The 24,259-nt window shown below is 68.7% G+C and carries 20 protein-coding genes; 6 read left to right on the forward strand and 14 right to left on the reverse strand.

The window, feature by feature from the left end:
• Positions 1-139: 139 nt before the first annotated feature.
• Entirely contained in the window at positions 140-430 is a 291-nt protein-coding gene (gene groES, locus ACF8NF_RS04480) for a co-chaperone GroES (protein ID WP_016445456.1), read from the forward strand.
• 48 nt (positions 431-478) lie between these two features.
• Positions 479-2,122: a chaperonin GroEL gene (gene groL / locus ACF8NF_RS04485; protein WP_252652893.1), complete on the forward strand. Its 1,644-nt coding sequence runs from the start codon at positions 479-481 to the stop codon at positions 2,120-2,122.
• A 108-nt stretch (positions 2,123-2,230) separates the two neighbouring features.
• Here the strand turns inward: groL and ACF8NF_RS04490 are convergent, their stop codons facing one another.
• Both ACF8NF_RS04490 and ACF8NF_RS04495 read right to left on the reverse strand, forming a co-directional pair.
• Complete coding sequence (locus ACF8NF_RS04490) at positions 2,231-3,508, reverse strand: PLP-dependent aminotransferase family protein (RefSeq protein WP_016450889.1); 1,278 nt, start codon at positions 3,506-3,508, stop codon at positions 2,231-2,233.
• A 123-nt stretch (positions 3,509-3,631) separates the two neighbouring features.
• Positions 3,632-5,047, reverse strand: coding sequence for a VOC family protein (locus ACF8NF_RS04495; protein ID WP_160852860.1), 1,416 nt, complete (start codon positions 5,045-5,047; stop codon positions 3,632-3,634).
• A 165-nt stretch (positions 5,048-5,212) separates the two neighbouring features.
• Here ACF8NF_RS04495 and ACF8NF_RS04500 point away from each other — a divergent pair, with 165 nt between their 5' ends.
• The gene (locus ACF8NF_RS04500) at positions 5,213-6,133 is read left to right on the forward strand and encodes a LysR family transcriptional regulator (protein WP_012207461.1); all 921 of its coding nucleotides are present in this window, start codon (positions 5,213-5,215) and stop codon (positions 6,131-6,133) included.
• On the opposite strand, the gene ACF8NF_RS04505 is transcribed toward ACF8NF_RS04500, so the two are convergent.
• From ACF8NF_RS04505 to ACF8NF_RS04535, 7 genes are read right to left on the reverse strand one after another with little or no spacing between them, the layout of a single operon-like run.
• Positions 6,108-7,067, reverse strand: a complete 960-nt coding sequence (locus tag ACF8NF_RS04505; protein WP_392450131.1) for a CobW family GTP-binding protein — start codon at positions 7,065-7,067, stop codon at positions 6,108-6,110. The genes ACF8NF_RS04500 and ACF8NF_RS04505 overlap by 26 nt on opposite strands.
• 1 nt (position 7,068) lies before the next feature.
• Positions 7,069-8,733, reverse strand: a complete 1,665-nt coding sequence (locus ACF8NF_RS04510) for an amidohydrolase (protein WP_312841147.1) — start codon at positions 8,731-8,733, stop codon at positions 7,069-7,071.
• Between the two features lie 19 nt (positions 8,734-8,752).
• Positions 8,753-9,775 (reverse strand): ABC transporter ATP-binding protein, encoded by a 1,023-nt coding sequence (locus ACF8NF_RS04515; protein ID WP_013800674.1) that lies wholly within the window; start codon positions 9,773-9,775, stop codon positions 8,753-8,755.
• A complete protein-coding gene (locus ACF8NF_RS04520; RefSeq protein WP_065346774.1) occupies positions 9,772-10,800 on the reverse strand; it encodes an ABC transporter ATP-binding protein in 1,029 nt (342 codons plus the stop codon). The genes ACF8NF_RS04515 and ACF8NF_RS04520 overlap by 4 nt, the downstream gene beginning before the upstream one ends.
• Positions 10,800-11,708: an ABC transporter permease gene (locus ACF8NF_RS04525; protein ID WP_392450132.1), complete on the reverse strand. Its 909-nt coding sequence runs from the start codon at positions 11,706-11,708 to the stop codon at positions 10,800-10,802. Before ACF8NF_RS04525 ends, ACF8NF_RS04520 begins: the two co-directional genes overlap by 1 nt.
• A 4-nt stretch (positions 11,709-11,712) precedes the next feature.
• On the reverse strand, positions 11,713-12,690 hold the full coding sequence (locus ACF8NF_RS04530) for an ABC transporter permease (protein ID WP_392450133.1): 978 nt from the start codon (positions 12,688-12,690) through the stop codon (positions 11,713-11,715).
• Between the two features lie 17 nt (positions 12,691-12,707).
• Positions 12,708-14,309, reverse strand: coding sequence for an ABC transporter substrate-binding protein (locus ACF8NF_RS04535; protein ID WP_343739308.1), 1,602 nt, complete (start codon positions 14,307-14,309; stop codon positions 12,708-12,710).
• A gap of 242 nt (positions 14,310-14,551) precedes the next feature.
• Here ACF8NF_RS04535 and ACF8NF_RS04540 point away from each other — a divergent pair, with 242 nt between their 5' ends.
• Positions 14,552-16,063, forward strand: a complete 1,512-nt coding sequence (locus tag ACF8NF_RS04540; protein ID WP_343739307.1) for a PLP-dependent aminotransferase family protein — start codon at positions 14,552-14,554, stop codon at positions 16,061-16,063.
• 18 nt (positions 16,064-16,081) lie between these two features.
• Here ACF8NF_RS04540 and ACF8NF_RS04545 read toward each other — a convergent pair whose 3' ends face one another.
• From ACF8NF_RS04545 to tal, 3 genes are all read right to left on the reverse strand, one after another.
• Positions 16,082-16,981 carry a transporter substrate-binding domain-containing protein gene (locus ACF8NF_RS04545; RefSeq protein WP_016448714.1) on the reverse strand — a complete coding sequence of 300 codons (900 nt, stop codon included), beginning with the start codon at positions 16,979-16,981 and terminating at the stop codon, positions 16,082-16,084.
• 231 nt (positions 16,982-17,212) lie between these two features.
• On the reverse strand, positions 17,213-18,835 hold the full coding sequence (gene pgi / locus ACF8NF_RS04550; protein WP_343739306.1) for a glucose-6-phosphate isomerase: 1,623 nt from the start codon (positions 18,833-18,835) through the stop codon (positions 17,213-17,215).
• Between the two features lie 4 nt (positions 18,836-18,839).
• Positions 18,840-19,793, reverse strand: a complete 954-nt coding sequence (gene tal, locus ACF8NF_RS04555; protein ID WP_343739305.1) for a transaldolase — start codon at positions 19,791-19,793, stop codon at positions 18,840-18,842.
• Between the two features lie 208 nt (positions 19,794-20,001).
• On the opposite strand from tal, the gene ACF8NF_RS04560 reads away from it, so the two are divergent.
• Positions 20,002-20,847, forward strand: a complete 846-nt coding sequence (locus tag ACF8NF_RS04560) for a MurR/RpiR family transcriptional regulator (RefSeq protein WP_016448717.1) — start codon at positions 20,002-20,004, stop codon at positions 20,845-20,847.
• A 28-nt stretch (positions 20,848-20,875) separates the two neighbouring features.
• Here the strand turns inward: ACF8NF_RS04560 and fabF are convergent, their stop codons facing one another.
• Positions 20,876-22,162, reverse strand: a complete 1,287-nt coding sequence (gene fabF / locus ACF8NF_RS04565) for a beta-ketoacyl-ACP synthase II (RefSeq protein WP_392450134.1) — start codon at positions 22,160-22,162, stop codon at positions 20,876-20,878.
• Between the two features lie 205 nt (positions 22,163-22,367).
• On the opposite strand from fabF, the gene ACF8NF_RS04570 reads away from it, so the two are divergent.
• Positions 22,368-22,970, forward strand: coding sequence for a TetR/AcrR family transcriptional regulator (locus ACF8NF_RS04570; RefSeq protein ID WP_392450135.1), 603 nt, complete (start codon positions 22,368-22,370; stop codon positions 22,968-22,970).
• 15 nt (positions 22,971-22,985) lie between these two features.
• Here the strand turns inward: ACF8NF_RS04570 and ACF8NF_RS04575 are convergent, their stop codons facing one another.
• On the reverse strand, positions 22,986-24,212 hold the full coding sequence (locus ACF8NF_RS04575; RefSeq protein WP_017404582.1) for a M20 aminoacylase family protein: 1,227 nt from the start codon (positions 24,210-24,212) through the stop codon (positions 22,986-22,988).
• Positions 24,213-24,259 lie beyond the last annotated feature (47 nt).

Below are 24,259 nucleotides of genomic sequence, written 5' to 3' on the forward strand. Positions count from 1 at the left end.
GAAACCTGGCCGAATTGCCTTATTATTAGCACTCGTTGGGTATGAGTGCTAACAATCCTCTGTCCCACATTGCTTCGAATGCCGGCCCGCCGGGCCGGCAAGTCTTTGTTTCAACTTTGTTGATGATTTAGGAGTTGGTATGAACCTGCGTCCCCTGCACGATCGCGTGATCGTCAAGCGCCTCGAAAACGAAACCAAGACGGCTTCGGGCATCGTGATCCCCGACAACGCCGCCGAGAAGCCCGACCAGGGCGAAGTGCTGGCAGTGGGTCCCGGCAAGAAGAACGACAAGGGTGAAGTGATCGCCCTGAACGTGAAGGTCGGCGACCGCGTTCTGTTCGGCAAGTACAGCGGCCAGACCGTCAAGGTCCATGGCGACGAACTGCTGGTGATGAAGGAAGACGACCTGTTCGCGGTCGTCGAAAAGTAATCCACGCGCTTCGAAACCGCACTTTCCAACTGAATCCGGAGAATTGAAATGGCAGCAAAAGACGTAGTTTTCGGCGGCGAAGCACGCGCCCGCATGGTTGAAGGCGTGAACATCCTGGCCAACGCGGTCAAGGTCACGCTGGGCCCCAAGGGCCGCAACGTGGTGTTGGAGCGCTCCTTCGGCGCCCCCACCGTGACCAAGGACGGCGTGTCGGTCGCCAAGGAAGTGGAACTCAAGGACAAGCTGCAGAACATGGGCGCCCAGCTCGTGAAGGAAGTGGCCTCCAAGACCAACGACATCGCCGGTGACGGCACGACCACCGCCACCGTGCTGGCACAGGCCATCGTCCGCGAAGGCATCAAGTACGTGGCCGCCGGCCTGAACCCCATGGACCTCAAGCGCGGCATCGACAAGGCTGTCGCCGCCCTGGTGGAAGAGCTGAAGAAGCAATCCAAGGCCACCACCACCTCCAAGGAAATCGCCCAGGTCGGCTCGATCTCCGCCAACTCCGACGAATCCGTGGGCAGCATCATTGCCGAAGCCATGGACAAGGTCGGCAAGGAAGGCGTGATCACCGTTGAAGAAGGCAAGTCGCTGGCCAACGAACTCGACGTCGTCGAGGGCATGCAGTTCGACCGCGGCTACCTGTCGCCCTACTTCATCAACAACCCCGAAAAGCAGGTTGCCCTGCTGGACAACCCCTTCGTGCTGCTGTTCGACAAGAAGATCAGCAACATCCGCGACCTGCTGCCCACGCTGGAAGCCGTGGCAAAGGCCGGCCGTCCCCTGCTGATCATTGCAGAAGACGTCGAAGGCGAAGCCCTGGCAACGCTGGTGGTCAACACCATCCGCGGCATCCTGAAGGTTGTGGCTGTCAAGGCTCCTGGCTTCGGCGACCGCCGCAAGGCCATGCTGGAAGACATCGCCATCCTGACGGGCGGCAAGGTCATCGCTGAAGAAGTGGGCCTGGCGCTGGACAAGGTGACCCTGGAAGACCTGGGCCAGGCAGTGCGCATCGAAATCGGCAAGGAAAACACCACCATCATCGACGGTGCTGGCCAAGCTGCTGAAATCGAAGCCCGCGTCAAGCAGATCCGCATCCAGATCGAAGAAGCCACCAGCGACTACGACCGCGAAAAGCTGCAAGAGCGCGTGGCCAAGCTGGCCGGCGGCGTGGCCGTGATCAAGGTCGGCGCTGCCACCGAAGTCGAGATGAAGGAAAAGAAGGCCCGCGTTGAAGACGCCCTGCACGCTACCCGCGCTGCTGTGGAAGAAGGCATCGTGGCCGGCGGCGGCGTGGCTCTGCTGCGTGCCAAGCAAGCCGTGGGCGAACTGAAGACCGGCGACGCCGAGCAGGACGCCGGCATCAAGCTGATCATGAAGGCCATCGAAGCGCCCCTGCGCGAAATCGTGGCCAACGCCGGTGGCGAGCCCTCGGTGGTGGTCAACGCCGTGCTGAACGGCTCGGGCAACTACGGCTTCAACGCCGCCAACGACACCTACGGCGACATGCTGGAAATGGGTATCCTGGACCCGACCAAGGTGACGCGTACGGCCCTGCAGAATGCCGCTTCCGTGGCATCGCTGCTGCTGACGACCGAAGCCATGATCGCCGAGTCCCCCAAGGCTGAAGGCACCCCCGCCATGCCCGACATGGGCGGCATGGGTGGCATGGGCGGCATGGGCATGTAATTGCCCGCCGCAACCGGGCAGGCCTTGCGCCATGCCCGGTTTGCCCCGCAAGAAAAAGGCCGCCCTCGGGCGGCCTTTTTCATTGCATGAACGCTGTTGCCGATGTCTTCAGGACACGGCCTGGCCCCAGGCCCGGCCCAGGCGCGCCACGGCCTCGGTGATCTGGGGCACGGTGGGCGCCGCATACGACAGGCGCATGCACAGGCCGGCCTGCTGCGCCGCCTCGGCCGGGAAGAAGGCCTTGCCTGGCACATAGAGCACGCCCTGCTCCACAGCGGCCGTGAACAGCGCCCGGGCCAGGGCCTCGGGCTCGCCCGCATGCCGTTGTGGCGGCAGCAACTGCGCCCAGACGAACATGCCGCCCGCAGGCCGCACGAAGCGGATCTGCTCGCCCAGGGCCGACTGCATGCCCGAGCACAGCGCATCCATGCGCGCCGCGTACTCGGCGCAGGCCTGGGCCAGCTGGGGTGCATAGCGGCCCGAGCGCAGATAGTGCGCGGCGATCATCTGCGCCAGCGGCGAGGTGCACAGGTCGGCCGTCTGCTTGGCGATGGTGCAGCGGCGCAGCAATTGGGCGTCGGCCAGCATCCAGCCGATGCGCAGCGCAGGCGCCACGGTCTTGGACAGGCTGGACAGGTAGACCACGGGGTTGGACTGGGCACCGCACTGCGCCAGGCCCGTTTCGTAGATCGACGGCTCGCGCTGGCCGGTAAAGCGCAGCTCGCCATAGGGGTCGTCCTCGACGATGACAAAGCCGTGCTGGCGCGCCAGCGCCACCAGGGCCTCGCGCCGCGCCGCGGGCAGCAGCGTGCCGCCCGGGTTGGAGAAGTTGGGCACGGTGTAGAGCAGCTTGGGGCGGCGCGCATGGGGCCACTGGGCCAGCAGGCTGGCCAGGGCACCGGTGTCCAGGCCGTGTTCATCCGTGGGCACGGCCACGACCTGTGCCTGGGCCAGCTTGAGCGTCTGCAGCGTGGCCGGGTAGGCGGGCACCTCGACCAGCACCGGATCGCCAGGCTCCACCAGCACCTTGACCAGCAGGTCGAAGGCCTGTTGCGAGCCCGTGGTCACGATCATGTCGGCCGGCGTGCAGGCAATGCCGCGCGTGGCGCACAGCGCGGCCAGGGCTTCGCGCAGCGGCAGCTGGCCTTCGCTGGCGCCGTACTGCAGGCTGGCGGCAGCGTCCTGCTGCAAAGCGGCCATCGCGGCCTGTTGCAGGCCTTCGGCATCGAACAGGCTGGGCGAGGGATAGCCGCCCGCCAGCGAGAGCATGCCGGGGCGGCTCAGATAGGGAAACAGCTCGCGTATGGGCGAGCCTTCGGGGTGCGCGAACAGCGGGTTGAACAGATGGGCGGTGGGCGACTGAATGCCCAGGTCTGCAGTGCTCATGAAGGCCTCTTGCGGCTTTGCAAAAAACAAAGGGGCGCGTGCACAGGCCTGGCGCCTGCGCATGCGCCCCGGGAAAGGGGATACAGGGTGGATGCCGGCCAAAGCCGGCCTCCAGGCAGCCGGTCAGGCCACAGCCTGGGCGGCCTGGGTGCGCAGCGCGCTGCGCAGCTGGTCGATGGAGCGCTGCTGCGCCTGCTCGTACAGCGCGATCTCGTCATGCACGCGCGCACCCAGGTCGGCCTCGAAGGCCTGCTGGGCCGCATGGGCCGCGTACTGCTTTTGCTCTTCGCCGCCCAGATTGGACTGGAAGATGCCGGCCGCGCTCACGGGCAGGAAGTCCTCGTAGACGATGGGCTCGGCCTGGGCCAGGCCACGGGCGATCAGGGCGTCCAGGTCCGAGGCGGCGGCCGCGGCGGCCTCGCCTGCGGCCAGGGCGGCTCCCTCGTCGCTCAGCGTGAAGCGGTAGAAGGCCAGGTCCTGGCGGCGCAGTTGCTCATGGGTGTCGGGGAAAGCCTCGAAGACCTGGGCCAGGCGGCTGCCGTAGTCGGGTGCGGCACTGCCCGCGCTGCCCATGTCGCGCACCTGGGCCAGCAGCTGGTCGTAGAGCGCGCGGCCCTTGCGCGTGAGCGCCACGCCGCGCTGCTCGATCTCGCCGAAGCGCGCCGTGTGCGAGCCTGCGCCCGTGGCATCGCCGGCAAAACGCACGGTCTCCTTGAGCGCCTTGAAGCTGGTCTGGCGCAGCAGGATGGGGCAGGCACGGCGCGGCGGGCCTTCGACCACGTCCTTGGCGTCCATGCCGCGTGCGGGCATGGCGGCCTGGGCTGCATCGATGTCCAGGGTGCGCGGCGTCAGGTGGTTGATGTGCGGGCCCTTGAAGCAGACCACGTCGGCGATCAGGCGGTGGGCCTTGTGCAGCGCGTCGTAGGTGGTGCCGTCCACGGTGGATTCGCTGTGCCAGCGGAAGGTCTCCAGCGCCTCGCCGACGAATTCATCGGCCTCGGCATCGGTGAGGCCGCCGTTGGCCTCGGACTGGGCGATCAGCGCCAGCGCGCGCTCGGTGAAGATGTTGCGGCGCGCCAGGATGGCGGCGGCCTGGGCGCGCAGCGCCTCGTCGGCGATCAGGTCCAGGCGCAGCAGCGAGGTGAAGACGCGGAAAGGGTTGGCCAGCAGCGCGGCATCGCTGACGGGACGGAAGGCCGTGGAGTGCACAGGCACGCCGGCCACCGACAGGTCGTAGTAGCCCACGGGCTCCATGCCCATGATGGCGAACAGGCGGCGCAGCATGGACAGCTCGGCAGCCGTGCCCACGCGGATGGCGCCGTGGCGCTCCACGCCCAGGCGGGCCAGCTCGCCACTGCGCTGCATCCGGGCCAGCAGCTCAGGCTCGGCCTGCAGCGTGCGCTGGTTGATGTCGGCCACGAGTTCGATCAGCGTGCCGTACTGGGGCACTTCATCGCGGTACATCTCGGACATGGCGCTGGAAAAGCGCGCGCGGATCTCGTCGGAAGGCACGAAGGCGTTGGCGGACGTAGAAGACATGGTGCTTGTGGGGACTGATGGTGGGGCCGCAGATCAGCCTGCGGCATGGTGAATTCCTGGCACGCATGCTAGGTCTGCGCCTTGAGCCTGGTCAAACGATAATCGGGCCCATAGGTCATTCCCAAACAGAATGCCCCTCCCACGATTGCCCCACCGCTCCCTGCCATGCTGCTGTCCCGCCGTTTCCTGCCCCCCATGTCCCTGCTGTGCGCCTTCGAGGCGGCGGCCCGGCACCAGAGCTTCACGGCAGCTGCGGCCGAGCTGCACCTGACGCAAAGCGCCGTCAGCCGCCAGATCCGAGCGCTGGAGGAGCGGCTGGAGGCGGAGCTCTTTGTGCGCGAGCGCCAGACCGTGCGCCTGAGCCCGGCCGGCCAGGCCTATGCGCAGGAAATCCGGGGCGCGCTGATGCGCATCTCCACGGCCACGCTGGGCTTTCGGGCCAACCCGCGCGGCGGCAGCCTGAACCTGGCCATCCTGCCCACCTTCGGCACGCGCTGGCTGGCGCCGCGCCTGCCGCAGTTCTTCAGCGCCCACCCGGGCATCACCATCAACCTGACGACGCGGCTGTCCCAGTTTGACTTCCAGCTCGAAGCCGTGGACGCCGCCATCCATTTCGGCCTGCCGCACTGGCCGGGCGCCGAGTTGGCCTTTCTGATGAGCGAGACCGTGGTGCCTGCCTGCAGCCCCGCCCTGCTGGCCCAGCATGGCTTTGCCCAGCCCCAGGACCTGCTGCAGGCGCCGCTGCTGCACCTGGCATCGCGCCCCGATGCCTGGCAGCGCTGGCTGTCCGTGCACCACGCGCCCATGGCCGAGGGCCAGGGCATGCTGTTCGACCAGTTCGCCACCGCCGCCCAGGCCGCCATCGCCGGCGTGGGCGTGGCCTTGCTGCCGCGTTTTCTGATCGAGCGCGAACTCGCACAGGGCGATCTGGTGCGTGCCCTGCCCCATCTGCCCGAGATGGAAAGCGCCGAGCGCTACTACCTGGCCTGGCCCACGAGCCGCGGCAACTATCCGCCGCTGCAAAGCCTGCGCGAGTGGCTGCAGCAGGCGGCCCAGGATTTCATGCGGGACGGCCCGCAGCCCTGACGCCCGCAGCGCCTGCCACCAGCGCCTGCAGCGCGGCCACCGGAAGCTGCCCGGCCAGGCCGATGGCCACGATGGCGGGCACCTGCTGCTGCTGCACGGGCGCTGATGCGGCACGCAGCCGGCCGCTGCGCCCGGCAAACTGAAGCTCGCTCCACTGGCCCGCCCCGGTCTGCACCACGCCCTTGAGCCGCAGCACGCCAGCCGGCATGGCCTGCAGCCACGCCTGCAGGGCCGTCTCGCACAGCCCCCCGGGCGGCTGGCAGGACCAGGTCTCGAACTGCCGGCCATGCATGGGGCGCGCAGTGCCAGTACCCCATGAGACCTCCCGCGCACCACGCAGGAGGGCTGCGCCGCTGAGCAGTTGCACGGGCACCCGGGCTTCGTGCACATCGCAGCGTTGCGCGGCTGGCGCGTGGCTGGCTATCCAGCCGTGCACGCGCTCCAGGGTCCGGGTATCGGCCAGATCGGTCTTGTTGACGATGACCAGATCGGCCCGGGCCACCTGGCGCTGCAGCGTGTCGGCCAGCAGCGGATCGGCCGCCTGCCCGGGCAGGGCAGCGGCATCGACGACCACGATGACGCCGTCCAGCGCCAGTGCGGGATCGGCCAGGCCCAGTTGGGCAATGCGCCAGGGGTCGGAGACGCCGCTGGCCTCGACCACCACGGCGTCGAAGCGCTCGCGCTGCTGCAGCACGCCGATCAGGGCCATGGACAGGTCATCGCCGATCTGGCAGCACACGCAGCCATTGGTCAGCGCGATGGTGTCGCCGCTGTGGTCCTTGATCAGGCCTGCATCGATGTTGAGCGCGCCGAAGTCGTTGACCAGCACGGACAGCCGCTGGCCATCCGCATGGCGCAGCCAGTGGTTGAGCAGCGTGGTCTTGCCGGCGCCCAGGAAGCCGCCGATGACCGTGAACGGCAACCGCTGTCCCATGTCATGCCGCCTTGAAGACGCGCCCCGACAGCACCGTGCCCCAGACCCGGAGGTCCTTGAGCACCATGGGGTCCAGGGACAGCGGATCGTCCTCCAGCACGCAGAAGTCGGCGCGCTTGCCGCATTCGATGCTGCCGATCTCGTGGTCCAGCTTCAGTGTCCAGGCCGCGCCCAGCGTGACGGCATGCAGGGCCTGGGCCACGGTCAGGCGCTCGGCCGCGCCCAGCACGCGGCCCTTGGGCGTGATCCGGTGGACCGCGCACCAGGCGGTGAACAGCGGCCCCAGCGGCGTGACGGGCGCATCCGAGTGAATGGCCAGCGGCACGCCGGCAGACAGCGCGCTGGCGCAGGCATCGAGCCGCATGGCGCGGTCCGGCCCCATGGTCATCTCGTAGTGCTGGTCGCCCCAGTACCAGAGGTGGTTGGCGAACAGGTTGGCGCACAGGCCCAGCGCCGCCATGCGGCGAAACAGCGGCGCATCGATCATCTGGCCATGCTGCAGCGTGTGGCGATGGTCGGGCCGGGGGGCGCGGGCCAGCACGCGGCCTATGGCGTCGATGGCGGCCTCGCTGGCCTCGTCGCCATTGGTGTGCGTATGGATGAGCAGGCCTGCGCGGTGGTAGGTCTCGAAATCGGCCTCGTACTGCGCGGGCGCGGTGACCCAGATGCCATTGGGCGCGCCGTTGTAGTGACCGGGCCAGCGCAGGCGTGCCGAAAAGCCCTGGATGGAGCCGTCCAGCATCATCTTGACCAGGCCGTAGCGCAGCCGGTCGGTGTTGCGCGCCATGAGCGTGCGCACATGCTCGGCACCGGCCTCGGCGCCATGCGTGCCGTGGAAGGCCTGGAAGGCGGGCAGGATGCGGATGGGCACCTGGTCGTCGCCCAGCGCGGCCTCCAGCACGCGGCAGTCCTGCTCACCCAGTTTGTTGACCAGGTCGGTGGCCGTGGTCACGCCCTGGCGGCAGGCCAGGCGGGCAAAGGAGCGCACGCCAGCCTCGGTCATGGGCGCCAGCAGCCCGGCGTTGCCGATCTTGCGCAGCACCAGGAACATGGCGGCCGGCTCCTGCAGCTCGCCCGTGGGCTCGCCGGCCAGGGCGTGGCCGGGCGCAAAGCGCACCACGCCCTCGACCTCGTTGTCGCGCGTGATCTCGGCCAGGCGCAGCATGGCGCTGTTGACGTTCATCAAATGGCCGTTGGCATGCGAGATCACGACGGGACGGCCTGCGGCGGCCCGGTCCAGGTGCTCCACCGTCATGCGCTCGCCGCCGAAGTAGATGGGATCGAACCCCCAGGCGATCAGCGGCTGTCCGGGCGGCAGGCCCTGCGCATCCATGCGCGCCGCCACCTCGGCCAGGCGGTCCACCACGGCATCCATGGAGCGCAGGCCGGGCCAGGTCTTGCCATCGGGGTCTCGCCGGTCGAACCAGCCCGTGTATGTCCAGTCCCACATGCTGCCCTCCTTGAGGTGGCAGTGGCCCTCCACCAGCCCGGGCAGCAGCACCTGGTCGGCGAAGCGCTCGTCGATGCGGCACTCGCCCCAGGCCGTGCAGCGCGCCAGGTCCCCGACAGCGAGGATGCGCCCGTCGCGCACGGCCACGTGCGTGGCCTCGGGCTGCATGGGGTTCATGGTGATGATCTTGCGGGCGGCGTAGACGGTGATGCTCATGGTGGCGGGTGCTCCGGGTTCACAGGGCCAGCGGCGCGCGCGGCACGCCATCGATGTGGTCCACGCGGATGCAGCGCACCCAATGGCCGGGGGCGGCTTCGCGCAGCGGTGGCGCCTCGGCCGAACACGCAGGCACGGCCACGGGGCAGCGCCCGGCGAAGCGGCAGCCCGCGGGCGGGTCGATGGGACTGGGCGGGTCGCCGGCCAGCCGGATGCGCCGCGCCGCGCGCTCGCGCCCGCCGCGCACCGTGGGCACGGCCGACATCAGGGCCACGCTGTAGGGATGCAGCGGCCGCGCAAAGAAGGCCTGGCGCGGTGCGCGCTCCACGATCTGGCCCAGGTACATGACGGCGATGTCGTCGCAGATGTGCTCGACCACGGCCATGTCGTGCGAGATGAACAGGTAGCTCAGGCCCAGCTCGCGCTGCAGCCGCGCCAGCAGGTTGAGGATCTGGGCGCGGATGGCGATGTCCAGCGCCGACACGGGTTCGTCGCAGACCACGAGTTCGGGCCGCGTGGCCAGGGCGCGCGCGATGTTGATGCGCTGGCGCTGGCCGCCCGAGAACTGGTGCGGGAACAGCTGGCGCTGTTCGGGCCGCAGGCCGACCTGGGTGAACAGCTCGGCCACGCGCGCCTCGCGCTCGGCCGGCGTGCCCACGTCCATCAGGTCCAGCGGAGCGCGCACCGCATCGCCCGCGCGCTGTCGCGGATTCAGCGAGGAAAACGGGTCCTGGAACACGATCTGCATGCGCCGCCTCGCCTGGCGCAGGGCCTCGCCCGACAGGCCACCCAGGTCGGTATCGCCCAGCTGCATGCGGCCTGCCGTCACGGGCGCCAGGCGCATCACGGCCAGCGCCGTGGTGGTCTTGCCCGAGCCCGACTCGCCCACCACGGCCAGCGTGCTGCCGCGCCGCAGGCTGAAGGACACGCCGTCCACGGCCTTGACCACCTCGGGCCTGCCGAACAGGCCCTTGCCCGGGCGCGGAAAGTGGACCTGGAGATCGTCCACCTGCAAGAGGGTTTCGTCCATGCGTGCGTTCATGCCAGGGCCTCCGTGTGGGCGCGGATGCGGGAAGCGGGAGCGTGCAGCCAGCAGGCCACGCCGTGGGATGGATCATCCAGCGCGGTCAGCGGCGGAGCTTCGCTGGCGCAGCGCGGCTGGGCCTCGCGGCAGCGCGCACGAAAGGCGCAGCCGCTGCCCAACTCCCAGATCGAGGGCACGACGCCGGGGATCTCGGGCAGCTCGGTGCGCCCGCCTGCCTGGCTGCTGCCCAGCTCGGGCAGGCAGGCGATCAGGCCGCGCGTGTACGGATGGGCGGGCGCTGAAAGCACCTGTTCGCAGCGGCCCTGCTCGATCACGCGGCCCGCGTACATGACCATGACGCGGTCGGCCATCTCGGCCACGGCCCCCATGTCGTGCGTGATCAGCACGATGGCCGTGCCCTTGTCGCGCTGCAGCTCGCGCAGCAGATCGAAGATCTGCGCCTGCACGGTCACGTCCAGCGCCGTGGTGGGCTCGTCGGCGATCAGGATGTCGGGCCGGCAGGCCAGGGCCATGGCGATCATCACGCGCTGGCGCATGCCGCCCGACAACTGATGCGGGTACTCGTGCACGCGCCGCTCGGGTGCTGGGATGCCGACCTGCCGGAGCATTTCCACGGCGCGTTGGCGCGCGGCGCCCGCGTCCAGGCCAGCGTGCAGGCGCAGCGGCTCGGCGATCTGCTCGCCCACGGTGAGCACCGGGTTCAGCGAGGTCATCGGCTCCTGGAAGATCATGGAGATGCGGTTGCCGCGTACCTGGCGCATATGGGCCTCGCCGGCGGCCACCAGGTCCTCGCCCTGGAAGCGCACCTGCCCGCCCGTGATGCGGCCCGGAGGCGAGGGAATGAGGCGCAGCAGCGCCAGCGCCGTCATGCTCTTGCCGCAGCCGGATTCGCCGACCACGCACAGGGTCTCGCCCGCGCGCAGATCGAAATCCACGCCGTTGAGCACCGTCGCCTGGCCGCGCCGGCCCTGGAAGGCCACGCGCAGGCCGCTGACTTGCAACAGGGGGGTGTCGGTATCCATCAGCGCTCCCTCAGCTTGGGGTTGAGTGCATCGTTGAGGCCATCGCCGATCAGGCTGACGGCCAGCACGGTGACGAAGATGGCGGCACCGGGAAAGGCCACGGCCCACCAGCACGACAGCAGGTACTGGCGGGCCGACCCGATCATCAGGCCCCAGCTCATCTGGTTGGGGTCCCCCAGGCCCAGGAAGGACAGGCCGGCCTCGAACAGGATGGCGGCGCCCACGGCCAGCGTGGCCGACACCACCAGCGGCGGCAGCGCATTGGGCAGGATCACCTTCCAGATGATGCGGCCGTGGCGCGCGCCGATGGCGCTCTCCGCGCGCACGAATTCGAGCTGGCGGATGCGCATGAACTCGGCCCGCGTCAACCGCGCAGTGGCCGGCCAGCTCACGCTGCCGATGGCCAGCGTGACCGTCACCAGCGAGGGCGAGAACAGCGTGACCACCACCATGGCGAACAGCAGCGCAGGCAGCACCTGGAAGAACTCGGTCACGCGCATCAGCAGCGCATCGACGCGGCCGCCGTAGTAGCCGGCCATCGCCCCCAGCGTCACGCCGATGCACACCGACAGCAAAGCCGCGAAGGCGCCCACCATCAGCGTGGCGCGGCCGCCGTGGATGATGCCCGTGAGCACGTCGCGCCCCAGCTGGTCGCTGCCCAGCCAGGCCTCCTCGCTGAACGGCGGGCTCAGCGGCATGGTGCGGATCTCGAACGGGTCCGCAGGCCAGATCCAGGGGCCGGCGATGGCCACCAGCAGCACGATGAGCAGCATGGCCATGCCGGCAATGGCCGAGGGGTTGCGCACGAACATGCGCAGCGCCTCACGGGCCGGGTGCTCGGCATGGGCTGCGGCCTGCGGCGCGGCGACGGTCGGCACGGACACGGAAGGTGGTGTGATGGCATTCATGGTCTCAGGCCGCCTTGATGCGGGGATCGATCAGCCGGTAGCACAGGTCGGTGACGAGGTTCATCACGACCACGACGATGGAGGAGAACAGCAGCACGCCCAGGATGGTCGGGTAGTCGCGCCGCAGCACCGAGTCGAAGGCCAGCCGGCCCAGGCCCGGCCAGTTGAAGACCGTCTCCACGATGATGGCGCCGGCCATGACGTTGCCGAACTGCAGGCCCAGCATGGTCACCACGGGCAGCAGCGCGTTGCGCAGCGCATGGCGGTAGAGCACCACATGCTCGGCCAGCCCCTTGGCGCGCGCCGTGCGGATGTAGTCGGCGCCCAGCACGTCCAGCATGGACGAGCGCGACAGCCGGCTGTACTGCGCCAGGTAGACCAGGGCCAGTGTCAGCGCGGGCAGCACCAGGTGCCGGGCCACGTCCAGCAGGTCGGCAAGGCCTGCGCCGCCTGCGGCATCGGCCGAGCGCATGCCCGACACCGGCAGGATCGGCCACCAGGAGGCAAACGCCAGCACCAGCAGCATGCCGGTCCAGAACACGGGCGCCGCAAAGCCCACCAGGGACAGCACGGTGATGCACTGCGACAGCAGGCCGTTGGGCCGGCGCGAGGACAGCACGCCCAGCAGCGTGCCCACCACGAAGGCCGTGAGCACGGCGGCCAGCACCAGCAGCAAGGTGGCGGGCACGCGCTCGGCAATCATCTGCGCCACCGGCAGGTTAAAGAAGTAGGAGTAGCCCAGATCCCCACTGGCCACGCGCGCCAGGTAGATGCCCAGCTGCACGGGCAGCGGCCGGTCCAGCCCGTAGCGTGTGCGCAGCTCGGCCATGAGCTCGGGCTCCATGCCGCCGCTGGCGCCGGCAATGGTCTCCACGGGATCGCCGGGCGCCGCATGCACCAGCATGAAGTTCAGCACCACCACGGCCAGCACCAGCGCCAGGCCCTGCAGCAGCCGCTTGAGGAGTGTGCGGAGAAATGCCATGGCCGGGTCCTCCTGGATTACTTCAAGAAAATCTCGTCGTAGGGCGAGGCCGGCCCCCAGACCGTGGTCGGCAGGTTGCCCACGTTCTTGCGCGCAGCCGTGTGGTAGGGCGAGTTGTTGATGAAGATCACCGGCAGCTCGTCGGTCACGGTCTTCTGGAAGGCCGCATAGAGCTTCTTGCGCTCGGCCGTGTCCAGCGTGCTGCTGGCCGTGTTCAGCAGCTCGTCCACCTTGGGATTGCGGTAGGACTGGGTGTTGGTCCAGACCACGGGCTTGATGTTGGTGGACAGGTAGCTGCGGTGCACGCCGATGACCGGGTCGCCCCAGTTGAAGACGATGTCCATGGACAGGTCGAAGTCATGCGTGGCCAGCCGCCGGGACCAGGCCGGGAAATCGGCCGAGGCCCTTACATCGACGGCGATGCCCACCTTCTTGAGCTGGGCGCGCACGTACTCGGCCACGTTCTTTTGCTGCTCGTCCGTGCCCGGCAGGTAGTCGATGGTGATCTTGAAGCGCTCGCCATTGGCCCCGGGCTTGAGGCCGGCCTCGTCCAGCAGGGCCACCGATTTCTTGAGGTCCAGCGGATAGCGCACCAGGTCGGCCGAGGCAAAGGGGCTGGCCGCCACGATGGGGCCGTCGGCCACGCTGGCGAAGCCGCCCATCAGCGCCTTGGTGATGAAGTTCTTGTCGATGGCATGCGCAATGGCCTTGCGCACGCGCACATCGTCCAGCGGCTTCCTGTCGGTGTTGATGGCCAGCCAGTTGATCGAGCCTATGCCCTCGAAGCCCTTGCCGGTCAGCGTGATCTGGGGATTGGTGGACAGGCGCTTCAGGTCGATGGAGGCCTGCAGGTAGGGCACCATCTGCACGTCGCCGCGCTCCAGGCTCAGCAGCAGGCTGGAGGAGTCGGGCACGATGTTGAAGACCAGCTTGTCCAGATAGGGGCGGCCGGGCAGGAAGAACTTGTCGAAGCGCTCCATCACGATGCGCTGGCCCGCGCGGAACTCGGTCAGCTTGAACGGCCCCGAGCCCACCACGTCGGCGCTGTTGCGCGCATGGGTCTTGAGGTCGGCACCGTCGCCATAGATGTGCCTGGGCAGTATGGGCGCCAGCGCCGGGCTCATGGCCAGCAGGATGGCCGGATGCGGCGCGTTCATGCGGATGATGGCCGTGTAGGGGTCGGGCGTGTCCACCTTCTCCACGGGCCCCAGCATGGTCTGGAACGGGTGGTTGGCCTTGATGGCCATGATGGAGAAGGCCACGTCGGCCGAGGTGATGGGCTTGCCGTCGTGGAACACGGCATTCCTGCGCAGGTTCAGGGTCAGCGACTTGCCGTCCTCGGCCAGCTTCCAGGACTCGGCCAGGTAGGGCTGGGGCTTCCACTGGTCATCGAAGCGCAGCGGGCTGGCGAACAGCTGGGTGGAAGGCATGGCCGTGGCAATGCCCGATTGCACGGCGCCGTTCAGGTGCCGTGGCACCTGGGTGCTGCCCACGATCAGGGTGCCGCCGCGCTGCGGCTCCTGGGCCTGGGCCTGCAGCGGCGTGGCCGCCAGGCCCGCCAGCGCGCCGGCCAGGGCCAGGGCCGCCAGGGCGCAGCGTCGGAAAGTGATGGTGTGCATGGACTGTCTCCCTCGTTGGATCGCCAGGCCGCGCGGCTCGCTGCCTTCAATCCAGAATACGCAACAAGGGCGCGGGCCGCGGGGGCCACAGCCGTCCAAACGTAGGAGCCAGAGGCCCGGTGTTTACCCGCGTCAGCCGGCCCAAACCTTTACTTGCCCGCACCCGCACCGCAACATGGCGCCGACCGCGCGCCCTCTGCCCGGCCGCGCCAAGAACGCCCCCCGATTGCCTCCGTTGCGCCATGAGCACCCCTTCCGCCACAGACCCACGCCACCAGTGGGCCCGCCTGTTCGCGCTGCCCGAGCAGCCCGGCCTTCCCCTGAAGGACCGCCTGCGCCTGGCCCTGGTCCAGCCCATCCTCGAAGGCCGCCTGCCGCCCGGCGCGGCCATGCCGCCCTCGCGCGAGCTGTCGCGCCTGCTGGAGGTGTCGCGCAATACCGTGACCACGGTCTATGAGCAGCTGGTGGATGAAGGCTTTCTGGAAGCCCGCCCGCGCAGCGGCGTGTTCGTGGCCCGGGATTCGCGCCTGGCTGGTGTGGACGGCGCCCTGGCCCTGCCTGCGGCAAGTCCCGGGGAGCCCGCACCGGACTGGTCTGCACGCGTGCTGCGCTCGCTGACGGACAGGCACACGCTGTCCAAGCCGCTGCAGTGGCGCGAGTACCCCTACCCCTTCGTCTACGGCATGCACGATCCCGCGCTGTTTCCCACCGAAGGCTTCCGGGAATGCTGCACGCGCAGCCTGGCGCGCGCCCAGTTGCCCCACTGGACGCCGGACTTCGAGACCGACGATGTGCCCGACCTGATCGAGCAGATCCGCCTGCGCCTGCTGCCCCGGCGCGGCGTGTTCGCGCTCAAGGAAGAGATCCTGGTCACCGTGGGCGCGCAGCAGGCCTTCTACCTGCTGGCCGACGCGCTGCTGGCCCCCTCGCAGCGGCTGGGCTTCGAGGAGCCGGGCCACCCGCATGCGCGCAACACCTTTTCGCTGCGCCGCCCGCACTGGGTGCCCGTGGCCGTGGACGAGGAAGGCGTGGTGGTCGAGGGCCTGCCGCCGCTGGACTATCTGTTCGTCACGCCCTCGCACCAGAGCCCCACCACCGTGACGCTGAGCCTGCAGCGGCGCGAGCAACTGCTGCGCCGCGCCGAGCAGGGCGATTTCGTGATCATCGAGGACGACTACGAGGCCGAGAACCTCTACCAGGGCACGCCCATGCCCGCGCTCAAGAGCCTGGACAAGGGTGGGCGCGTAATCTATGTGGGGTCGCTGTCCAAGAGCCTGTCGCCCGCGCTGCGGCTGGGCTATATCGTCGCGCCGCGCGCGCTGATCGACGAGTTGCGCGTGCTGCGCCATGCCATGGTGCGCCACCCCAGCGCCTTTCTGCAGCACGCCTATGCGCTGTTCCTGTCGCTGGGCCACCATGAGGCCCATGCGCGCCGCGTGAACCAGGCCATGCTGGAACGCGTGGCGCAGGTGGACCGCTCGCTGCGCGCGCACCTGCCGGATTTCATCTTCCGCCAGCCCCAGGGCGGCGCATCGCTGTGGGTGCAGGCACCGGCGTGGCTGGACGCCGATGCGCTGGCCGCCGTGGCGCGCCGCCACGGCGTGCTGATCGAGGCAGGCAGCGCGTTCTTTGCGACGCCGCGCCAGCCCTGCCCCTTTTTCCGGCTGCGCCTGTCCTCCATTGCCATCGATCAGATCGATGCAGGCATTGCGGCACTGGCACAGGCGGTGGCCGAACTGGCCCGGTCGCGATGACCGGGTCCGGGCCCGTGGTCACTGCTGCGCGTAGGACTCCAGCGGCTTGTCGTTGGGCTTTTGCAGCAGCTGCTTGAGCATGTCGCTCATGGGCAGGTTCAACGGGGCATTCTTGGGCGGAATGGGCTGCACGAACCACTTGTCGTAGATCTTCGCCACTTCGCCCGAGGCCATCATGCCCACCAGCACGTCGTCCACGGCCTTCTTGAAGGCGGGATCGTCGCGGCGAAACAGGATGGCGATGGGTTCGGAGCCCAGCACCTCGCCCACGATCTTGAAGCCTGCAGGGTTCTTGGAGTTGGCGATGACGCCGGCCAGCAGGTTGTCGTCCAGCACGAAGGCATCGGCACGGCCCGATTCGAGCATCAGAAAGCTCTCGAAATGGTCCTTGCCCAGCGAGGTGGGCAGGTTCACGCCATTGTCGCGCCCGTACTTGCGCAGCAGCTGCACGGCAGTCGTGCCGGCCGAGGCCGCCACGGGCTTGCCGTCGAGCTGCTTGAAGGAGGTGATGCCCGAGTCGGCACGCACGGCCATGCGCACCTGGCTCACGTAGGTGGTCACGGCAAAGGCCACCTGCTTTTGGCGCGCGAGGTTGTTGGTGGTCGGGCCGCAGCCGATGTCCACGGTGCCGTTCTGCACCAGGGGCATGGTGTTCTGCGAGGTCAGGGCCATGTACTCGATCTTGGCCTTGGGCACGATCTGGGCCAGCACCTTCTCGCACAGCTCGACGTGGTAGCCCACGTACTTCTGCGTGGTCCCGAAGGCATAGGCCATGGGCGCCGAGCTTTCGCGCACGCCCATCACCACCTTGCCTGTGCTCTGGATCTTGTCCAGCGTGCCGGCCGCTTCCTGTGCATGGGCAGCGCCAGTTGCCGCCACCACACATGCCATCGCCACATGGGCCAGTACGAATCGCATCGAGGGTCTCCTTGGATAGTTGTTGCAGATCCGAAGGCGCGCTGCGCCTCCACCCTGCCGAGCCGCCGTCACTGGCTGCATGCAAGCAGGGCCGCCGTCAAGGCGATTGCATCAACTATCGAGCAATCAGGCGCCTGTGCATAACGATGAAATGGAAGAAGGTCATGCTCCACCCACATGACCCGGCACCCTGCTGGTGCGCCGCGGGGGCCACAGGCCCGCCGCGCCCGGTCAGCCGGCCGACCCTGCCGCAAGCCGGTGCATGAGGCCCTGCGTCGAGGCATCGACGCCCTGCCAGTCGCCGCTGTCCTGGCGCGCATGCAGCTGGCGCGCCAGGTGCTTGCCCAGCTCCACGCCCCACTGGTCGAAGCTGTTGATGCCCCAGACCGCACCGGCCGAGAAGACACGGTGCTCGTACAGCGCGATCAGGGCGCCCAGCGATGCCGGGTCCAGCTGCTGCAGCAGCAGGAAGCTGCTGGGCCGGTTGCCCGCGCAATGGCGCTCTGCCCCTTCTTCGCAGTGGCGCCCCTCCATCAGGGCCTGGGCCTGGGCAATGGCGTTGACGACCAGGCTCTGGTGATGGGCACCCAGGTATTTGCCGCCGTCGCGCAGCGCGATGAATTCCACGGGAATCACGTCCTGGCCCTGGTGCAGCATCTGGAAGAAGGCATGCTGGCCATTGGTGCCGGGCTCGCCCCATATCACGGGCGCCGTGCGCACGGGCAGTGTCTGCCCGTCGCGCGTCACGCCCTTGCCGTTGCTCTCCATCTCCAGCTGCTGCAGATAGGCGGTCAGCCGCCGCAGGCCATGGCTGTAGGGGGCAATGCAGCGGCTGGAGAAGCCGCAGAAATCGCGGTACCAGACATCCAGCAGGCCCAGGCGCAGCGGCAGGTTGCCCTCCACGCCGGAGGAAAAGAAATGCGCGTCCATGGCATGGGCGCCGTCCAGCAGCGCACGGAACTGCGCCGCCCCGATGGCGATGGCCACCGGCAGGCCGATGGCCGACCACAGCGAAAAACGCCCGCCCACCCAGTCCCAGAATCCCAGCGTGCGGCGGATGCCGAAGTCGGCTGCGGCCTGCACATTGGTGGTGAGCGCCACGAAGTGCCGGTCGATGGAGCACGCGGCCTGCGGGTCCTCGCTGCCGCCCTGCTCCAGAAACCACCGGCGCGCCGAGTGCGCGTTGAGCATGGTCTCGGCCGTGGTGAAGGATTTGGAGGCGATCAGGAACAGCGTGCTGTGCGGGCGCACGCGGCGCAGCACATGGCCGAGCTCATGGCCATCGACGTTGGAGACGAAATGGAAATTCTTGCCCGCATCGACCCAGTCCTCCAGCGCATTGACCACCACTTCGGGGCCCAGGTGCGAGCCGCCGATGCCGATGTTCACGATGTCGGTGATGCCCCCGTCGCCACGCACCTGCTCGGCCAGGGCCAGCATGGCATCCAGCGTCTCGTGCACCTGTGCCAGCGCCTCGTGCATGGCCGGCTGCCACTGCTGCACGGTGGCGCAGTGACGCAGCTGGCCGCCGTCGCGCGGCATGCGCAGCAGCCAGTGCATGACGGCGCGGCCCTCGGTGCAGTTGACGGGCTCGCCGGCCAGCATGGCGTTGCGCTGGGCCAGCACGCCGGCCTGCTGCGCCAGCTCGCGCAGCAGCGTCTCGGTGGCTTCGGTCCAGAGGTTCTTGGACAGGTCGGCGAAGACATGCGGGGCCTGCTGGCTCAGCGCGTCCAGCCGGCCCGCGTCCGCGGCAAAGGCCTGGCGCAGATCCAGGGACCGGATGTCTTCGTTGAAATGGCGTTCAAGTGCCGACCAGGCCGGCAAGGTGTTGCACAAAACGGGCAAGATCTTCATCCAATCAGTCTGCGGCCTGCTGCATCAATGCTTCGAGCTTGCGGGTGTCGGCAGCGAAGGCGCGTATGCCTTCGGCCAGCTTCTCGGTGGCCATGGCGTCTTCGTTGAGGGCCAGGCGGAACCCGGCCTCGTCGTAGTGCACGGGATCGAGCTCCAGGGTCCGCGCGGCCTCGGGGTCCAGGGCGCGCGCCAGGGGCGCATCGCTGGCGCCCAACTGGGCCAGCAGTTCGGGGGCGATGGTCAGCAGGTCGCAGCCCGCCAGCGCCACGATCTGGCCCGTGTTGCGAAAGCTCGCGCCCATGACCTCGGTGGCGATGCCGAAGTGCTTGTAGTGCTCGTAGATGGCGCGCACGGAGCGCACGCCGGGATCGTTGGCGCCGGCCATGGCGGCCTCGTCCCACTGGGCGCCGGCCTGCTTCTTGTACCAGTCGTAGATGCGGCCCACGAAGGGCGAGATCAGCTGCACCTTGGCCTGGCCGCAGGCCACGGCCTGGCAGAACGAGAACAGCAGGGTGAGGTTGGTGTGGATGCCGCGCAGCTCCAGCTGGCGCGCCGCCTCGATGCCTTCCCAGGTGGAGGCGATCTTGATGAGCACGCGGTCGATGTGCACGCCTTCGGCCTGGTACAGCTCGATCAGGCGCTCGGCACGCGCCACGGTGGCCGAGGTATCGAACGACAGGCGCGCATCGACTTCGGTGGAGACGCGGCCCGGAATGGTGTTCAGGATCTCGCAGCCGAAGCGCACCAGCATGCGGTCCATGACCTCGTCGAGGCGGCGGCCCTTGTACTGGGCCACGGTGGCGCGCATCAGCGGCGCGTACTCGGGCTTTTGCACCGCCTTGAGGATGAGCGAGGGATTGGTGGTCGCATCCCGCGGCTGGAACTGGGCCAATTGGTGGAAGTCGCCGGTATCGGCCACCACGGTCGTGTACTGTCGAAGCGCATCAAGCTGGTTCATGGAACATCCTTTGGGCGGGAGCCTGGCGAGGGGCGGCATCGCACCAGGGCGGTGCGGTTGTACCGGCAAATCCTCCGAGTGTATGCGCCCGCATGGTTTGCATTGGCGTCAGGAAAGTAAGCGAAGGCTGCCGCTCATGCAAAATGCGCGCTGGACCTGCCTTGCGGCAACCGCTTCCCTTTACCCATAGAACAACGCCCACCGCCTAATGCTGGACCGCATCACCGCCTCGCTGCCCTCGCTTGCTCCCGCCGAACAACGCGTGGCCCGCCTGGTGCTGGCCGATCCTCGGGCCTTCGCACGGCAGCCGGTGCGCGAACTGGCCGAGCGTGCCCATGTCAGCAAGCCGACGGTGGTGCGCTTTTGCCGCAGCATGGGCTACGACGGCCTGGCCGACTTCAAGCTCAAGCTGGCCGGCAGCGTCAGCGAGGGCGTGCCCTTCATCCACCGCAGCGTGGACACCGACGACAAGACCAGCGACGTGATGGTCAAGGTGGTGGACAACGCCGTGGCCGCCTTCCTGCAGTACCGCAATGCCGCCAGCACCACGGCCATAGAGCAGGCGGCGCAGGCCATCGCCTCGACCTGGCAGACGGGGCGGCGCATCGAGTTCTACGGCGCAGGCAATTCGGGCATCGTGGCGCAGGATGCACAGCACAAGTTCTTTCGCCTGGGCGTGACCAGCCTGGCCACCAGCGACGGCCACATGCAGGTGATGAGCGCCACCCTGCTGGGACCCGGCGACTGCGCGGTGATCATTTCCAACTCGGGCCGCACGCGCGACCTGATGGACGCGGCCGACATCGCGCGCAAGAACGGCGCCACCACGATTGCCATCACCGCCAGCGGCTCGCCCCTGGCCTCGGCCTGCCACATCCATCTGGCAGCCGACCATCCCGAGGGCTACGACCGCTACAGCCCCATGGTGTCGCGCCTGCTGCACCTGCTGGTCATCGACGTGCTGGCCACCTGCGTGGCGCTGCGCATCGGCCCGGCCCTGCAGCCTGCGCTGGAGCAGATGAAGAACAACCTGCGGGCCAAGCGCTACACGTAGCACCGGCCCCCAGGCCCACCCGCCTCGCTCAGCCCTGCCAGCGCCTGAGCACCAGCGAGGCGTTGACACCGCCAAAGCCGAAACCGTTGACCAGGGCATGCTCCATGGCCCAGGGCCTTGCCGCGCCGGCGATCAGGTCCAGCCCCTGGGCCAGGGGATCGGGCTCCACGAGATTGCGCGTGGCCGGCGCCATCTGGTCGCGCAGCGCCAGCACCGTGAAGATGGCCGCCACCGCGCCCGCCGCGCCCAGCAGATGGCCCGTGGCCGACTTGGTGGAGCTGATCGCCACGCCGCTGCCCTCGCCAAACAGGGAGCGCATGGCCGCCAGCTCGCCGCGGTCGCCCACGGGCGTGGAGGTGGCGTGGGCATTGAGGTACTGCAGCTGATCCGGCGACAGCCCGGCCATGGCCAGCGCCTGCGCCATGCTGCGGCGCGCGCCGTCGCCATCTTCCGGGCCCGAGGTGATGTGATAGGCATCGGCACTGGTGCCGTAGCCAACGACTTCCGCCAGCGGCACGGCGCCGCGCGCCAGGGCGTGGTCCAGCCCCTCCAGCACCAGGGCGCCCGCGCCCTCGCCCATCACAAAGCCGTCGCGGCCTGTGTCGAAGGGGCGCGAGGCCTCTTCGGGGCGGTCGTTGTATCCCGTGGAAAGGGCCTTGGCCGCCGCGAACGCACCCAGGCTCACGCGGTCGATGGCTGCCTCGGCGCCGCCGCACAGCGCCACGTCGGCCTCGCCCGAACGGATCATGCGCAGGCCGTCGCCCAGGGCCTGCACGCTGGCTGCGCAGGCGGTGACGGGGGCTCCCAGCGGTCCCTTGAGCCCATGGCGTATCGACACATGCCCGGCCGCGAGATTGACCAGGAAAGACGGTACGGTGAAGGGCGACAGGCGCGACACCCCCCGGCTGTCCGTGGTGCGCACGGCCTGGGCAATGGCGCCAAAGCCGCCGATGCCCGAGCCAATGATGCAGGCCGTGCGCGTGCGCTCGTCCTCGCTGGCCGGTTGCCAGCCGGCCTGGGCCAGGGCCTGGTCCGAAGCGTCCAGTGCCAGCGGAATGAAGCGGTCCATCTTGCGCTGGTCCTTGGGCGAGACCACGGCATCAATGTCCCAGCCGCCTTCCGGGTCGCGGGCCAGGTCGGGCACCTGGCCTGCCACCTGGCCCGGCACATCGGGCGCCAGATCCTCGGGCAGCCGGCTCAGGCCCGATGCGCCGGACAGCAGCCGCCGCCAGGCCAATTCAGTGCCCCGCCCCAGCGGCGAGACCATGCCCATGCCCGTGATGACCACGCGGCGTGCGAGAGGACCCGTGCTCATGAACGCTCCCTGATGGACCATGCAGAGACTGCAGCGCGCACGGGGCACAGGCTGCTCGGGATTGAAGAGGCGTTCATCGGTTCTTCCCTGTAGAGTGCACAGCCCCTGCCGCAGATGGTGAGCATTGCCTGCAGGCACGGACTTATGATGATGGTCGTCATCATAAACGCATTTTGATGACAACCATAATCATTGGACAGTGCACATGAAAGTCACGAAAGCCCAGGCCGCGCAGAACCGGCAGGACATCCTCGAAGCCGCTGCGCGGCTGTACCGCGAGCACGGGCTGGACGGCGTCGGCGTGGCCGAGGTGACGCGCGGCGCGGGACTCACCCACGGCGGGCTCTATCGCCACTTCGAATCCAAGGACGCGCTGGTGCGCGAAGCCTGCGCACGCGCCTTCGACTGGTCCATCGCGCCGCTGGACGGCCTGCAGGGTGAACAGGCCGGCAGCCTTGCCGCGCGCGTGCAGTCCTATCTGTCGCCGCAGCACCGCGACAGCCCCGGCGAGGGCTGCCCCGCTGCGGCGCTGGCCGTGGACGTGGCCCGGGCAGGCGGTGATCTTTCAGCGGTGTTCGCCGAAGGGGTGGAACGCAACATCGGCAGGTTTGCGCGCGTGATCGGCAAACTTGGCGACGATGAGGCACCCGATGCCGCACAGCGCGCCCAGGCCATGGCCATGCTCAGCAGCATGGTGGGCGCCCTGGTCCTGGCACGTGCCACGGTCGCCGCCAATCCAGCCTTGTCCGACGAGATCCTGGAAACGGTAAAGGCCCACCTTCTTGCGACCGAGGGACAGCCCCGCTGACCGGCTCCGCCTGCGCTATACGTCCTGCGAAGGCAGCGGCATGGCCTGCTCGATCAGGCTGGCGTGCAGGGCAGCGCCCAGCGGCAGCACCTCGTCGTTGAAGTCATACCGGCTGCTGTGCAGCGGCACCCCGGGCTGGGCGCCCGTGGATTGCCCCAGACGCAGGTAGGCGCCGGGTTTGTGCTGCAGCATGAAGGAAAAATCCTCCGCGCCCATGCTGGGCTCCAGCTGCCGGTCCAGGTTCTCCACGCCCACCAGCGCCTGGGCCACGTCGGCCGCAAAGGCGGCCTCCGTGGGGGAATTGATGGTGGCGGGATAGATGCGCTCGTAGTTGACCTTGGCCGTGGCACCCAGCCCCAGCGCCACCGCGCTGCACAACTCCTGCAGTCGCTGCTCGACACGGTCCTGCACGGCGGGATCGAAGGTCCGCACGGTTCCCACCAGCGTTGCCGTGCCCGGCATCACGCTGAAGGCGCCCAGGTCCCCGGCCTGCACGGCGCACAGGCTGATGACGGCGCTGTCGATGGCGCGCACATTGCGCGAGACGATGCTCTGCACCGCCGTGGTGATGTGCGCGGCCGCCAGCACCACGTCCACCGTCTGGTAGGGATGGGCGCCATGGCCGCCGCGCCCCGTGATCTCGATGGTGATGCGGTCGGCAGCCGCCATCATCGCGCCCATGTTGATACCGACGGTGCCGGCGCGCATGGCGGGCCAGTTGTGCATGGCGTACACGGACTGCATCGGAAAGCGGTCGAAAAGACCATCGGCAATCATGGCCCGCGCGCCGCCGCGCCCTTCCTCGGCAGGCTGAAAGACCAGCACGGCCGAGCCGTCGAAACGCCGTGTCGCAGCCAGGTAGCGGGCGGCGCCCACCAGCATGGCCGTATGGCCGTCATGCCCGCAGCCGTGCATCAGCCCCTGCTTGCCCGATTTCCAGGGAAATTCGTTGTGCTCGACCATGGGCAGTGCATCCATGTCGGCACGCAGGCCCACCATCGCTCCCGAGCTGTGCCCCTGGCCACGGATCACGGCCACCAGGCCCGTGGTGCCCAGGCCTTCGTGGATCTCGTCCACGCCGCATTGCCGCAAGGCCTCCTTGACGCGCGCAGCCGTGAAGCGCTCCTCGAACCCCAGCTCAGGATGCGCATGCAGCTCGCGGCGCAGCGCCGTCAGCTCGGGGTGGTACTGAGCGATCTGGGCAAAGACCCGACCGCCTGCCTTGTATCGAGTGGCTTCCATCGCCTTGGTTCTTTCGCTTCATTGGCCTGTGCATTACCTTAACGCAG

This window comes from Delftia sp. WSY_22 (genome assembly GCF_043104185.1).
Taxonomy (GTDB): Bacteria; Pseudomonadota; Gammaproteobacteria; order Burkholderiales; family Burkholderiaceae_C; genus Comamonas; species Comamonas tsuruhatensis.

Coding starts and splice junctions, on each gene's coding strand:
- ACF8NF_RS04535 (WP_343739308.1), bottom strand. CDS start 14,309: ATGCACACCATCACTTTCCGACGCTGCGCCCTGGCGGCCCTGGCCCTG.
- ACF8NF_RS04560 (WP_016448717.1), top strand. CDS start 20,002: ATGCTGGACCGCATCACCGCCTCGCTGCCCTCGCTTGCTCCCGCCGAA.
- ACF8NF_RS04520 (WP_065346774.1), bottom strand. CDS start 10,800: ATGGATACCGACACCCCCCTGTTGCAAGTCAGCGGCCTGCGCGTGGCC.
- tal (WP_343739305.1), bottom strand. CDS start 19,793: ATGAACCAGCTTGATGCGCTTCGACAGTACACGACCGTGGTGGCCGAT.
- ACF8NF_RS04525 (WP_392450132.1), bottom strand. CDS start 11,708: ATGAATGCCATCACACCACCTTCCGTGTCCGTGCCGACCGTCGCCGCG.
- ACF8NF_RS04575 (WP_017404582.1), bottom strand. CDS start 24,212: ATGGAAGCCACTCGATACAAGGCAGGCGGTCGGGTCTTTGCCCAGATC.
- ACF8NF_RS04530 (WP_392450133.1), bottom strand. CDS start 12,690: ATGGCATTTCTCCGCACACTCCTCAAGCGGCTGCTGCAGGGCCTGGCG.
- pgi (WP_343739306.1), bottom strand. CDS start 18,835: ATGAAGATCTTGCCCGTTTTGTGCAACACCTTGCCGGCCTGGTCGGCA.
- ACF8NF_RS04490 (WP_016450889.1), bottom strand. CDS start 3,508: ATGAGCACTGCAGACCTGGGCATTCAGTCGCCCACCGCCCATCTGTTC.
- fabF (WP_392450134.1), bottom strand. CDS start 22,162: ATGAGCACGGGTCCTCTCGCACGCCGCGTGGTCATCACGGGCATGGGC.
- ACF8NF_RS04515 (WP_013800674.1), bottom strand. CDS start 9,775: ATGAACGCACGCATGGACGAAACCCTCTTGCAGGTGGACGATCTCCAG.
- groES (WP_016445456.1), top strand. CDS start 140: ATGAACCTGCGTCCCCTGCACGATCGCGTGATCGTCAAGCGCCTCGAA.
- ACF8NF_RS04500 (WP_012207461.1), top strand. CDS start 5,213: ATGCTGCTGTCCCGCCGTTTCCTGCCCCCCATGTCCCTGCTGTGCGCC.
- ACF8NF_RS04505 (WP_392450131.1), bottom strand. CDS start 7,067: ATGGGACAGCGGTTGCCGTTCACGGTCATCGGCGGCTTCCTGGGCGCC.
- ACF8NF_RS04570 (WP_392450135.1), top strand. CDS start 22,368: ATGAAAGTCACGAAAGCCCAGGCCGCGCAGAACCGGCAGGACATCCTC.
- ACF8NF_RS04510 (WP_312841147.1), bottom strand. CDS start 8,733: ATGAGCATCACCGTCTACGCCGCCCGCAAGATCATCACCATGAACCCC.
- ACF8NF_RS04540 (WP_343739307.1), top strand. CDS start 14,552: ATGAGCACCCCTTCCGCCACAGACCCACGCCACCAGTGGGCCCGCCTG.
- ACF8NF_RS04495 (WP_160852860.1), bottom strand. CDS start 5,047: ATGTCTTCTACGTCCGCCAACGCCTTCGTGCCTTCCGACGAGATCCGC.
- groL (WP_252652893.1), top strand. CDS start 479: ATGGCAGCAAAAGACGTAGTTTTCGGCGGCGAAGCACGCGCCCGCATG.
- ACF8NF_RS04545 (WP_016448714.1), bottom strand. CDS start 16,981: ATGCGATTCGTACTGGCCCATGTGGCGATGGCATGTGTGGTGGCGGCA.